Here is an 11,866-nt window from a genome sequence, read left to right on the forward strand (position 1 = left end):
AAAGGACTGACAAGGTGATCCCTGAGGGTTTTCATATTCATCATTACAAAGAAGTTTCAAGCACTAATAAAGAAGCGTTGGATTTAATTGATAAAGGAATATCAAATGAAACCGTTATTATTGCCGACAAACAAACAGAGGGTAGAGGGCGTACCGGAAAAAGTTGGATTTCTCCCGAGGGTAATTTTTATGCAAGTTTGGTAATAAACCTCTTTAACGATTATCTGAATGAAAGCCAGCTTTCGGTGTCATTCCAGCGCGTGACGCTGGAATCTAGAAAAAAAGAAGAATGGATCCCAGTGTCAAGCACTGGGATGACATCAGAGGGCATTGGGATGACAGAGAAGGGTTTGGTGAATAAAATTGCGGATGTTAGCAAATTAACAGAATTGACTTTTGTTACTGCTCTTGCTGTTGGAAATACTATACTGTCATTTATAAATGGTCTAAATCTCCAGTATAAGTGGCCAAATGATGTCCTTATTGATGGCAAGAAAATAAGTGGAATATTGCTTGAAAAAAGATCCAATTCGAATTGGCTCATTATAGGAATTGGAATTAATGTCAATCATGCACCACTTCCAGGAACAACGTGCATTAGCAATTACGGTGAGTCTGTATCTAACATAGATCTATTAAAGAAATTAATAATAAATTTTAATAAGCTAAGAAAGCAATGGCTGTTTGATGGGTTTTATGCTATAAGAAAAATGTGGCTCACAAGAGCATTCAAGATGAACGAGCAAATCAGTGTAAAGTTAGCTGACAAATTGCATGAAGGAATTTTTGCTGATATAGATAAAAGTGGTAAATTGGTGTTGCAGCAAAAGGATGGAAGCTTAATTTATTTTGATGCAGGTGAGTTATTTATTGGCAGTGCATTATGAATACGTATGTAATTTTTGCTTACCTTATTAGTTTTACGTTGATTACCGGAGAACTGATTTTTACCATTTCTTGCTATATTAAAAGTAAAAAAATTCTAGAAAGCCTGAAAGATAATAATGAAGAAGAAACATAAGCGATTACTTATAACTTCAGGAATTTTCTGCTTTTTAAGCTGCATAGCCTTTTTTATTTTAACAACGCTCAAAGAAAATATCTCATTTTTCTATACAGTAAGTGAGGCAATAGTTTTACCAAATAGTCAAAAGCCAATCCGTGTTGGTGGAATGGTTGTTGAAGATAGTGTGATACGGAGCGAAAGTGAAGTAGTTTTTCAAATGACAGATTTTAACAAAAGCGTTGTGGTAAAATACCAGGGAATACTTCCACCGATGTTTTCAGAAAAAAGTGGTGTTGTTGTGCAAGGTAAAATGTCTGATAATAATACCTTTCTTGCAGATACGGTGTTTGCAAAACATGATGAGAACTATATGCCGAAAGTTTTAAAATAGATTCCTTAATCTGGCTATATTGAAATAGTATGTAGAGAGAGTAACAGCCTGCTAGCAAGCTGTTACTTTCTTAACTACCACAATATATCAGGATGGGTTGGTGCTGTCCATTCATCTTGATCTATGTCTATGTCCTCACCACCAGATTTTTCTGATTTTAGTTGTTTTATCTCTTCTTGCAAATCATTAAGCTTTTTTATTAAATCTTTATTATTGTTACCAACCTCTTCAATTAGGTTGCCAAGTTTACCTTTCTCTGTTTCTAGATTAACGTTTAATGCGCCAAGAGACTCTTTATTAGAGTGCAGCACATCGTCCAAATTAGGAACAAACCCATCATTTAGGTCTTTGACTAATTTATCGAAAATCTTGTGAACATAACTAACTTGTGCATTATTTTCTTTCTGTTTCTCAAAAGATGAAGGTCTATGTTTAACTTCTATTTTGTCCATTATTTTGAAATTGCTTACATTCTTCTGTTCACTGTAATCACTCATATTAACTCCTATAAAAAATTAAAATTTCAAAGTTAGCTAAACTACATATAGGTAATCTTCCAAAATTTCCTAAATTCCATACTCACTCTGAATATACTCTCCCATCATCGTCAATTCAGTATCAATACCTTGAAAATATGGGGCTTGCCATCCCTCTTCATCTATATTTATGTCCTCATCACCTGTTCCTTTAAGCTTGTCGAGTATCTCAATCATTTTCTCGTTCTGTTTACTCTGCTTTTCAAGTTCCCCTTTTAATGCATCAATAATAGCTTTAGACTGATCCTTACTGCCGAGATCACCAATCACAGCTGTCACTTTCTCATAAGGCAGTTTGTGAATGATGTCTTTAAGCTCTTCTGCACCTACGTTATCCAAAAGTTCTTTAAACTGCTCATTAGACATATTGCGAGCAAAAGCTTGAAGTTTGTCTGGGTTGTCAACTAAAGACTTAATGATAATCTGAATCTTATTAGAATCAGTTAAATCCTGAGCAATTGCTTCGAGTTTTTCAGGATCAAGCTTATTAACTAAGTCTTTCAGTTGTTCTTCTTGCAGACTATTTACTAAAGCTTTCAACTGGTCACCTTCTAATTCTTTAGAAAGTATTGTCAAGTGGTGCTCAGCCAAGTCTTTTGCAAGCACTGTAAATTGCTCGTCATTTAAAGTTTTAATAAGTGCTTTGAACTGATCAACTTTTAAGTGAGGTAAAATTTCTTTTACTTGCTCTGGATTTAAGTCTCTAACTAGAGCTTCAAGCTGAGCATCATTTAAAATAGGAACAATTATTTGTAATTTTTCTGGATTTAGTTCCTGAGCAAGAGTTTGTAATTGGTGGTTGGTTAGATGATCTACTAAAGCTTGGAGTTGGTTATCTGTTAAGTTCTTTGCTAAGGTCTGTAGTTGGCTTGAGCTCAGTTCAGGAATTATTTTTTGCAGTTGCTCGTTACTAAGAGTATTGGTAAGAGTTTTTAGTTGGTCGTCTGTTAGGCCCTGAATAAAAACTTTGGTAAACGTGCTTGATAGCAACAGTAGCACATCTCTTATATGTCTCTCACCGTAGTATAACATAATGTCTTGTAATACCTCATTGTCAGGTGAATCGATTATATTTCCTGCCTCGTCTGAAAAATAATATTTATTGTTGTCAGTATCTGAATCTTCCCATGTTACATATTTGTATTCCAATTTTTTTGATTTAATAGAACTGCTACAAATAGTTGTGAAAGGCTGAACAAGTTCTCTTGTATATGATAACTTAGCCAACTCATTACCGTAATATACAAATGTATGGTTACTTTTTACATAATCTAAGTTAGAATCACTTTTATAATCTTTGTCTACCAGATTTCCTTCATTTTCTTCCTCCAGACATATGTAACTGTCTTTGCAAGAACTGCTGCAAAGTTTTATAGGTAATAAGTCTAGTACTACATCGTTTTTATCATCCAGCAATACAAGCCCAACTTTTTTAATAGACATTGTAGGATTATAACCTTCATCAGGCCACCTTATCAATTTAGTCGGGGTTTTTCTAAACACCTCTTTTCCAGGCACCATCTTAAAAACATGTTTTTTTCCACTCATGAGTATTACCTAATAAATTTAATTATAGTTATTCTAACATTTATTGATTAATTTATTGTTAAGTTGATATATGTTAGAATTATAATAACAAATATTACTTGCGTAGAGAGAAGTTACGAAAAGAAATAGGGATTTTTAGGAAAGTAGATTAAAATAAGCTGTTTTGACAGGTTTTGTGGTGTGCTAAAGCTAACATAGACTGGTGGAGGCAAGCGGGATCGAACCGCTGACCTTCTGCGTGCAAAACAGATGCTCTACCAGCTGAGCTATACCCCCAGGTAATTCTTGCTTAAAGCATAAATCACTCAGGCTGAAATGCAAGAAATATTTATCTATTAGGCTATTGCTAAATAGTGTACAAATTCTGCAGGGTGTACACACTTCTCTATTTTTTTGTCTCCTTAGCGTTATACGTCACACCATCCAAATAAATCTGTGAACTGAAAATTAACAAGAAGTTTTCCTTTAAAAATTTTTTAACTAAATTATCACTAACGCAGTATATTATATAATTTATTTAACCACACATGAAAATTTTAGTTTGATTAAAACGGATAAAAACTGTATTGATGTTTAGTATAGCTGAAAAATGAAATGATCCCGTAGCTCAGCCGGTAGAGCAACTGACTTTTAATCAGTGGGTCACGCGTTCGAATCGCGTCGGGATCACTCACAAATTTTGAAAAACATGCTAAAAGAACAAGACAAAATATTCACCAACCTAAATGGTAAAGGAACTCCACTACTTGAGGGTGCAAAAAAACGTGGTAGCTGGCAAAAAACAAAGGAATTACTGGATTTAGGATCAGAAAAGATCATTGATGAAGTAAAGAAATCTGGTTTGAGAGGTCGAGGGGGTGCAGGATTTTCCACCGGCCTTAAGTGGAGCTTTATGCCCAAAAATCTCCCAAAAGCATATTTAGTAGTCAATGCAGATGAGTCAGAACCTGGTACATGTAAAGATAGAGATATATTGCGATATGAGCCACATAAGTTACTTGAGGGAATTCTCCTGGCCGGCAAAGCGATCAGCGCATCAGTTGCGTATATTTATATCAGGGGTGAATTTTATAATGAATATTTAGTTCTAAAAAAAGCACTTGAGGAAGCCTATAAAGAAGGTTTAATTGGAAAAAATGCCTGCAAATCAGGCTATGATCTTGATGTGTTTATCCATAGGGGCGCAGGAGCTTACATATGTGGGGAAGAAACAGCTCAACTCGAATCAATTGAAGGAAAAAAGGGCTTTCCTCGCATGAAACCTCCATTTCCCCCAGGTGTTGGACTTTTTGGCTGCCCGACTACAATAAACAACGTTGAAACTATAGCCATGGTTCCAGATATTCTGAACCGCGGAGGAGAATGGTTTGCATCTCTTGGTAAACCAAATAATACTGGTACCAAGGTCTTTTGTATTTCAGGGCACGTAAACAACCCGTGTAATGTTGAAGAAGAGCTCGGAATTCCATTACGTGAATTAATTGAAAAATACGCAGGTGGAGTGCGAGGGGGTTGGGATAATTTACTTGCTGTAATACCTGGTGGGTCTTCAGTGCCATTAATTCCAAAATCTATATGCGATACTATTGAAATGGATTTTGATTCATTAAGAACTGCACAATCAGGGCTTGGTACTGCTGCAGTAATAGTGATGGATAAATCAACTGATATAATAGCTGCAATAGAGAGGTTATCACACTTTTACATGCATGAGTCCTGTGGACAATGCACACCATGCCGTGAAGGTACTGGATGGATGTGGAGGATTATGAGAAGGATGGTGGCAGGAGATATTAAGCCTGATGAAATAGATAAGCTGCTTGACCTTACAACTCAAATAGAAGGACATACAATTTGCGCACTTGGCGATGCTGCAGCTTGGCCGATTCAAGGATTAATCAGACATTTTCGCCATGTTATCAAAGAGAGAGCGATAGTTTAACTCTACTTATACTTCTTAAGCCGTCTTGCTACTTAGCAACCAGAGCTAAAAAATATTGATTCCCTTCCCTTTTAGGTGCTAATTCTACCTTTGCGATATCTTCAGTGTCTCGAATTAGCCGTTCTAATTTTTCCAGTCCAACTTCAGTGTTTATAAGCTCTCTCCCTCTAAATCTCATTGTGACTTTAATTTTATGTCCGTGGGCAAGTAAGTCTCTTGCTTGACGCAATTTTGTTCCGTAATCGTGATCACCAATATTGGGACCCAGTTTAATTTCTTTTATAGTTAATGTTTTTTGTTTCTTTTTTGCTTCACTTGCTTTCTTTTTTATATCATACTTTTGTTTGCTATAATCCAGAATTTTACATACTGGAGGGGTTGAATCAGGTGCAATTTCTACCAAGTCTAAACCAACACCCTGTGCAAGCTCCAAAGCTCGTTCTATTAGCACGATTCCGACCATTTCACCACTATGATCAACTAAGCGTACCTCCTTAGCTGTGATGAATCCATTAATTCTGTTTTTATTGTTCTTTTTAACTTGCAAACTTTAACTCCCTTAATTCAAATTAATACTTTTTAACAACAATTCAATAGCCTTCTCCAAAGAAAAAGACTCCTGTCTTTCCGATCCTAAATTTCTCACTGACACAGTTTTACTTGTAACTTCATTTTTGCCTACAATCCACAATATAAGAACCTTGTTTAGACTATGCAAACGTATCTTATAACTAATTTTTTCATTGGTCAAATCAGTCTTGACTCTCACACCTTGTTCTTTTAAGACATTGCTGATTTCTGTGGCATAACCGTCAGCCTCATTTGTAATGGTTAGAATAGCAAGTTGCGTTGGAGCAAGCCAAACTGGAAATTTTCCTGCGTAATTTTCTATCAAAATTCCAATAAAACGCTCAAAAGTCCCAAGAATTGCCCTATGTAACATGACAGGGTGATGCTTGTGTCCATCTGCCCCTATATAAAAAGCTCCCAGACGTTCTGGTAAAATGAAATCAACTTGTAATGTTCCACATTGCCAGCTTCTGCCTATTGCATCTTTTAAAACAAACTCTAGCTTTGGACCATAAAATGCACCTTCACCAGGATTAAGTTTATAACTCAAGCCCGCTTCTTTAACGGCTTCAAGCAGCGCTTTTTCAGCTCTATCCCATACTTCATCATTACCTGCTCTAATATCTGGACGGTCTGAAAATTTCACAGAAATTTCATTAAATCCAAGCTCTGAATATACTTCTTTTAAAAGGTCACAAAACTTTATAGTCTCAGAATTCACTTGTTCTTCCATACAAAAAATGTGTGCATCGTCTTGCGTAAAACCACGCACTCGCATCAGTCCGTGCAATGAGCCTGAGCTTTCATTCCTATGACACGTACCAAATTCTGCCATACGTATTGGTAAATCACGGTAGCTCCTGGTGTGAGAATTAAAAATCTGCACATGACAAGGACAATTCATGGGTTTTATTGCTAACTTTTTATTCTCAGATTCGTCAACAATAAACATATTTTCACGAAACTTATCCCAATGTCCAGATCTTTCCCACAGCTCTTTACTTACTAAAATAGGAGTTTTTACCTCAAAATAGCCATTATTTATTAGCTTCTTTCTGATGTAAGACTCAAGAACATTATATAGAATATATCCTTGTTCATGCCAAAAAACCTGCCCAACAGCTTCCTCTTGAATGTGAAATAAATCCATATCCTTAGCAATTTTGCGGTGATCACGTTTTTCTGCTTCTTTGAGGCACTCAAGATAAGCGTTTAATTCATCCTTATTTCTCCATGCTGTGCCATATATTCGCTGCAACATTGGGCCCTTTGCATCACCTCGCCAGTATGCACCCGCTACTTTCATAAGTTTAAACGCTTTAACTCTACCGGTTGATGGTGAGTGCGGACCACGGCATAGGTCAACAAAATCACCTTGCCTATAAACAGTTAGGTTTTCACCCTCTGGTATGGATGAGATAATATCAACCTTATATTTTTCGCCTATACCACTAAAGAAATCAACTGACTGCTTGCGAGTCCAAACTTCTCGAACAAATCTGTGGTTACTTTTTACAATCTCTTTCATTTTCTTTTCTATTGCGGTAAGATCGTCCGTAGTGAAGGTACGATCTGTAGCAAAATCATAGTAAAAACCGTCCTGAATTGTTGGGCCGATAGTAATCTGAGTATTAGGAAATAGCTCTTTCACTGCCTGTGCCATTATATGAGCAGCATCGTGCCTTATTATGTCCAAACCCGCTTCGTCACTCAGTTGTATCACCTCTATCTCTGCATCAGCTTCAATTTCACGTGAGAGATCATGCAACTCACCATTTACCTTAAAGGCAATTGCTTCTTTCAAAACATCCGGTTGTAATATATCAAAGCCAGTAACTTTACCACTGTATTCTTTTACTTTTTGTTCGGCTGAAAAAGTAATCCTAATCATTTATCGACCCTTTTGTCTAACCCTCTCTTTGTCATCCCAGTGCGTGACACTGGGATCCATCTTATTTTTATAATGGAAATTAGTTTAACGTATGCTCCTAAAATCTGTTGTCCATTGCACAATTTGCAAATATTTTTATACCTGGACCCCAGTGTCAAGCACTGGGATGACACCTTTGTGTTTGAGGCAAAACAGGCTATAACATTTAACATACTGCCCTCGCAAACAAATGTTCGTACAGTTGTGTATCAGCTACTTGGATGACACCACCCCTAGTGGGCACTGCCCTTAAATCATAATGGATAACAGGGTTATAAGCTCTGAACATTAATAATAAGGTCTATTCTTTTTTAACCTGAGTGCAATTGCGTCTTCCCAAATTTCACCATTACGCAATAACTTTTCTTTATTGTACATTAGCTCCTCTCTCGTTTCAGTAGCAAATTCAAAGTTAGGACCCTCCACAATTGCATCAACTGGACATGCCTCTTGGCAAAGTCCGCAGTATATGCATTTTGTCATATCAATATCATAGCGTGTGGTGCGGCGACTACCATCTTCTCTTTCCTCTGCTTCAATAACTATTGCTTGAGCAGGGCAGATAACTTCGCATAATTTACAAGCTATGCACCGTTCTTCACCGTTTGGATACCTACGCAACGCATGCTCACCACGAAACCTTGGACTTAAAGGGCCCTTCTCCATAGGATATCTTAACGTAACCTTTGGTTTGAACATATATTTCAATGTAATAGCAAACCCTTTGATTAACTCTGCAAAAGACCAATACCAAGCTAATTTCTTGAGCATAAAATATTTAAAACTTGTGTCAGTCATTATAAATCATATTATCAGTTTTCAAAATAAATATTTTCACCTGGGTGACTTTTACAGCTTTTCTATATAATACATTCACTAGTATGATAGTACTGCATTAATACAAACTAGCAAGATAGATAAAAATTTTGAATATTTTCAAATTAGGTATTTTGGTTTCTTAAGTGTAATATTGCTAAGTAGTTTATATAAATAATGACAAACACAAATGAAACTATTTTCGCTTTATCGACCGTATTTGGTAAGTCAGGAGTTGCAGTAATTAGAATTTCAGGCAACTATGCGCTTAAAGCTTTAAATCATTTTCATATTAAGAAAGAAATTAAACCAAGATTTGCTACTTTAGTTGATCTATATGATGATTTCAATCAATTGATAGATAATGGAATAATCATCTATTTCCCTGCTCCAAACAGTTTCACTGGCGAGAATGTTATAGAGTTACAAGTGCATGGAAGTAAGGCAGTCATAAAAATCATCTTGGAGGAATTATCAAAAATTTTCGTTATGGCCAGGCCTGGAGAATTCTCACTTAGGGCTTTTCTAAATGGTAAATTTGACTTAACTCAAATAGAAGGAATTGCAGACTTAATTGATGCTGAGACGAAAATGCAAGCTAAACAAGCGATTAAGCAGATATCAGGAGAATTGGAGAGATTATACAGCAATTGGAGGCAAAGATTAATAACGATACAATCCAAAATCGAAGCATATATAGACTTTCCAGAGGATGTTTGGACAGAAAAAAATGAATTGGAAAAAATTAATAATGAAGTGCGAGCTCTTGTGCGGTTGATACAAGAGCATTTAAATGATAATAGACGGGGTGAAAGGTTGCGTGAGGGTTTACATGTTGTAATAACTGGTAAACCAAATGTCGGTAAATCAACTCTGTTTAATTTCTTAGCCAAGCGTGATATTGCTATTGTTTCTGAATATGCAGGCACAACAAGAGATATACTTGAAGCTCATATTGACATTGGCGGATACCCAATCATTCTCTCTGATACTGCTGGAATTCGTGAAAGTTCAGATCCAATAGAATCAGAAGGTATAAGTCGAGCGAAAAAGAGGTCTTTTGAAGCTGATTTAAGAATAGAACTGTTTCCTTTTGAACAGCGTCATAATATCAATTGCAACGTTGTAAATAGCGATACTATTTATGTATTGAGCAAAGCTGACGATGTTATCAATAATCACAATATAAAAATTAATGGCATAGATCTTTTACCCATTTCTATTTTAAAGGGAATAGGTACAAACAAGTTGATCTCCCTCATAAAAGAGAAGGCAGAGGAAAAATTTGGGCATGATAGAGACACTCCTGTGATTACTCGGCAAAGACATAGGAATCACATGAAGAAAGCACTGGAACATTTACAACGTTTTAATATCGATAATCCAATTGAGTTGATATCTGAAGATTTGAGGCTTGCTGCATTTGAACTTAGTGCGGTGATTGGAATTATTGATGTTGAGGAAATATTGAGTAGTGTGTTTAGCAACTTTTGCGTGGGCAAGTAAAGCTTTTATAGATTGCTTAAAATTAAATGTTGTGATAGAAAAGAAATGGACGGATGGCCGAGCGGTTTAAGGCACCAGTCTTGAAAACTGACGTACGTGATGAGCGTACCATGGGTTCGAATCCCATTCCGTCCGCACAGCATCTCGCTATGCTAGCTGATTTTTAGAGCTTATTTGGACTATGTGGTTCATAACGCTGGAAATCTTGTCTAATCTAGCCACATCTTTTAAAAATACATCCCTTTGTAAATTGACCTTGTTAGCAAAGAAAGCTAATATCTATAAATAGATCACCATCTGAATATGAAAACCGATATAGTAATAATAGGTGCAGGACCTGTTGGAATATTCACTGCTTTTCAAGCGGGAATGCTTGATATGAGATGTCATATAATAGATGTTTTGGATCAAGCAGGAGGACAATGCACAGCTCTTTACCCAGAAAAGCCAATATACGATATACCTGGTTATCCTGTAATTACTGCCCAAAAATTAATTGAGCAGCTAATGGAGCAAGCTTCGCCATTTAAGCCTATTTACCATTTAAGTCAAAAAGTAGAAAAGATTTCAAATAACGAAGGTGAAAACTTTACTATCATAACGAGCATAGGTACAGAGGTAAAATGTAAGGCTGTTATTGTTGCTGCAGGTAATGGAATGTTTGAACCTAACCGTCCACCCTTAAGTGGTATATTAGAATATGAAAATAAATCTGTATTTTACAGTGTAAAGAAAATTTCTGATTTTCAGGATAAAACTATAGTCATTGCAGGGGGGGGTGATTCTGCGGCTGATTGGACTGTAGAACTTTCTAAAGTTGCGAAGAAAATTTATGTGATACATAGGAGAAAGGAATTTCGCTGCACTCCTGAAACTAGAAATAAATTAGAATCACTTGAAAGTGATGGAAAGATAGAACTGGTAGTGCCATATCAATTACACGAACTAGCAGGAGGTAATGGGCAGTTGAGCGCAGTGATAGTAAAAAACATTGCCTCTAAGGAAGAAAAAGAAATATCCGCTGATTTTTTGCTGCCATTTTTTGGATTGTCAATGAATCTTGGTCCAATAAACAATTGGGGTATACAGTTAGAACATGGCCGCATAACTGTCGACCCAGCTACACTTAGAACCAGTAGAGATAGAATATATGCAATCGGAGATATAGCTATTTATTCAGGCAAAATAAAGTTAATATTAAGTGGTTTTGCCGAGAGTGCCATGGCTTGTTATGACATATACAAAGTAATCCACAACTCTCCAGTCAATTTTCAATATTCAACTTCAAAGGGAATTCACGGGAAAGAAAAACTTACTTGACAAACTCCGCCAGCTCCCTTATCATGAAACTGAAGCTATTGTATTTGCTTTCGCCAATCTGCAGATTAAAAGGTAAGGATTACTTAATGTATCGGCGTCTTATGTTCAATTTTTTGCAGTATATAGATACTGTATGTCTTTACAAAACTTCATCTACATCTAGATTTTTATCTAAATAAGCTGAACGCGCTTACAAAGCGTTACAAGACATCAAAAAATGCCAATACTCGACAGAGATAGTAAAAGACTAGCTAACTCGGGGATTCTTTGTCTTTTTTTCTGCTTAGTAAATTTCTTAAAC

The 11,866-nt window shown here is 36.2% G+C and carries 12 protein-coding genes and 3 tRNA genes; 8 read left to right on the forward strand and 7 right to left on the reverse strand.

What is annotated here, in order from left to right; all coding sequences use genetic code 11:
* The first annotated feature begins 14 nt into the window (after window positions 1-14).
* The 3 genes from INQ25_RS04640 to ccmE are packed head-to-tail and all read left to right on the forward strand — an operon-like array spanning window position 15 to window position 1,397.
* Window positions 15-887, forward strand: a complete 873-nt coding sequence (locus tag INQ25_RS04640) for a biotin--[acetyl-CoA-carboxylase] ligase (RefSeq protein ID WP_151807798.1) — start codon at window positions 15-17, stop codon at window positions 885-887.
* A complete protein-coding gene (locus INQ25_RS07005; RefSeq protein ID WP_167482792.1) occupies window positions 884-1,021 on the forward strand; it encodes a CcmD-like small membrane protein in 138 nt (45 codons plus the stop codon). Before INQ25_RS04640 ends, INQ25_RS07005 begins: the two co-directional genes overlap by 4 nt.
* Complete coding sequence (ccmE, locus tag INQ25_RS04645) at window positions 1,005-1,397, forward strand: cytochrome c maturation protein CcmE (protein WP_151807799.1); 393 nt, start codon at window positions 1,005-1,007, stop codon at window positions 1,395-1,397. The genes INQ25_RS07005 and ccmE overlap by 17 nt, the downstream gene beginning before the upstream one ends.
* Window positions 1,398-1,471: 74 nt before the next feature.
* Here ccmE and INQ25_RS04650 read toward each other — a convergent pair whose 3' ends face one another.
* From INQ25_RS04650 to INQ25_RS04660, 3 genes are all read right to left on the reverse strand, one after another.
* The gene (locus tag INQ25_RS04650; protein ID WP_174515680.1) at window positions 1,472-1,894 is read right to left on the reverse strand and encodes a hypothetical protein; all 423 of its coding nucleotides are present in this window, start codon (window positions 1,892-1,894) and stop codon (window positions 1,472-1,474) included.
* 69 nt (window positions 1,895-1,963) lie between these two features.
* Window positions 1,964-3,481, reverse strand: a complete 1,518-nt coding sequence (locus INQ25_RS04655; protein WP_213863176.1) for a magnesium transporter MgtE N-terminal domain-containing protein — start codon at window positions 3,479-3,481, stop codon at window positions 1,964-1,966.
* A 200-nt stretch (window positions 3,482-3,681) separates the two neighbouring features.
* Window positions 3,682-3,757: transfer RNA gene (locus INQ25_RS04660), tRNA-Ala, on the reverse strand.
* Between the two features lie 320 nt (window positions 3,758-4,077).
* Between INQ25_RS04660 and INQ25_RS04665 the strand changes: the two genes are divergently transcribed.
* Together INQ25_RS04665 and nuoF are read left to right on the forward strand one after the other, a co-directional pair.
* Window positions 4,078-4,150, forward strand: a tRNA-Lys gene (locus tag INQ25_RS04665).
* Window positions 4,151-4,169: 19 nt separating this feature from the next.
* Complete coding sequence (gene nuoF, locus INQ25_RS04670) at window positions 4,170-5,423, forward strand: NADH-quinone oxidoreductase subunit NuoF (RefSeq protein WP_213863177.1); 1,254 nt, start codon at window positions 4,170-4,172, stop codon at window positions 5,421-5,423.
* 28 nt (window positions 5,424-5,451) lie between these two features.
* Here the strand turns inward: nuoF and infC are convergent, their stop codons facing one another.
* The 4 genes from infC to nuoI all read right to left on the reverse strand — a co-directional run bounded on the left by infC (window position 5,452) and on the right by nuoI (window position 8,694).
* Window positions 5,452-5,970 (reverse strand): translation initiation factor IF-3, encoded by a 519-nt coding sequence (gene infC / locus INQ25_RS04675; RefSeq protein WP_065094376.1) that lies wholly within the window; start codon window positions 5,968-5,970, stop codon window positions 5,452-5,454.
* Window positions 5,971-5,982: 12 nt separating this feature from the next.
* Window positions 5,983-7,884, reverse strand: a complete 1,902-nt coding sequence (gene thrS / locus INQ25_RS04680) for a threonine--tRNA ligase (protein WP_213863178.1) — start codon at window positions 7,882-7,884, stop codon at window positions 5,983-5,985.
* A complete protein-coding gene (locus INQ25_RS04685) occupies window positions 7,881-8,096 on the reverse strand; it encodes a hypothetical protein (protein ID WP_155969049.1) in 216 nt (71 codons plus the stop codon). The genes thrS and INQ25_RS04685 overlap by 4 nt, the downstream gene beginning before the upstream one ends.
* Before the next feature lie 115 nt (window positions 8,097-8,211).
* Entirely contained in the window at window positions 8,212-8,694 is a 483-nt protein-coding gene (gene nuoI / locus INQ25_RS04690) for an NADH-quinone oxidoreductase subunit NuoI (RefSeq protein ID WP_041573606.1), read from the reverse strand.
* 222 nt (window positions 8,695-8,916) lie between these two features.
* Between nuoI and mnmE the strand changes: the two genes are divergently transcribed.
* The 3 genes from mnmE (at window position 8,917) to INQ25_RS04705 (ending at window position 11,565) form a co-directional block, all read left to right on the forward strand.
* Window positions 8,917-10,245 carry a tRNA uridine-5-carboxymethylaminomethyl(34) synthesis GTPase MnmE gene (gene mnmE / locus INQ25_RS04695; protein WP_213863179.1) on the forward strand — a complete coding sequence of 443 codons (1,329 nt, stop codon included), beginning with the start codon at window positions 8,917-8,919 and terminating at the stop codon, window positions 10,243-10,245.
* Between the two features lie 47 nt (window positions 10,246-10,292).
* A tRNA-Ser gene (locus INQ25_RS04700) sits at window positions 10,293-10,380 on the forward strand.
* A 168-nt stretch (window positions 10,381-10,548) separates the two neighbouring features.
* The gene (locus INQ25_RS04705; protein ID WP_213863180.1) at window positions 10,549-11,565 is read left to right on the forward strand and encodes an NAD(P)/FAD-dependent oxidoreductase; all 1,017 of its coding nucleotides are present in this window, start codon (window positions 10,549-10,551) and stop codon (window positions 11,563-11,565) included.
* Window positions 11,566-11,866: the final 301 nt, after the last annotated feature.

This window comes from Wolbachia endosymbiont of Rhagoletis cerasi (assembly GCF_018454475.1).
Classification (GTDB): domain Bacteria; phylum Pseudomonadota; class Alphaproteobacteria; order Rickettsiales; family Anaplasmataceae; genus Wolbachia; species Wolbachia pipientis.

Bases quoted from the DNA above. Each gene is read 5' to 3' on its own strand.
- INQ25_RS07005 (WP_167482792.1), top strand. From the start codon at position 884: ATGAATACGTATGTAATTTTTGCTTACCTTATTAGTTTTACGTTGATT.
- nuoI (WP_041573606.1), bottom strand. From the start codon at position 8,694: ATGCTCAAGAAATTAGCTTGGTATTGGTCTTTTGCAGAGTTAATCAAA.
- mnmE (WP_213863179.1), top strand. From the start codon at position 8,917: ATGACAAACACAAATGAAACTATTTTCGCTTTATCGACCGTATTTGGT.
- nuoF (WP_213863177.1), top strand. From the start codon at position 4,170: ATGCTAAAAGAACAAGACAAAATATTCACCAACCTAAATGGTAAAGGA.
- ccmE (WP_151807799.1), top strand. From the start codon at position 1,005: ATGAAGAAGAAACATAAGCGATTACTTATAACTTCAGGAATTTTCTGC.
- INQ25_RS04655 (WP_213863176.1), bottom strand. From the start codon at position 3,481: ATGAGTGGAAAAAAACATGTTTTTAAGATGGTGCCTGGAAAAGAGGTG.
- INQ25_RS04685 (WP_155969049.1), bottom strand. From the start codon at position 8,096: ATGTTAAATGTTATAGCCTGTTTTGCCTCAAACACAAAGGTGTCATCC.
- INQ25_RS04650 (WP_174515680.1), bottom strand. From the start codon at position 1,894: ATGAGTGATTACAGTGAACAGAAGAATGTAAGCAATTTCAAAATAATG.
- thrS (WP_213863178.1), bottom strand. From the start codon at position 7,884: ATGATTAGGATTACTTTTTCAGCCGAACAAAAAGTAAAAGAATACAGT.
- INQ25_RS04705 (WP_213863180.1), top strand. From the start codon at position 10,549: ATGAAAACCGATATAGTAATAATAGGTGCAGGACCTGTTGGAATATTC.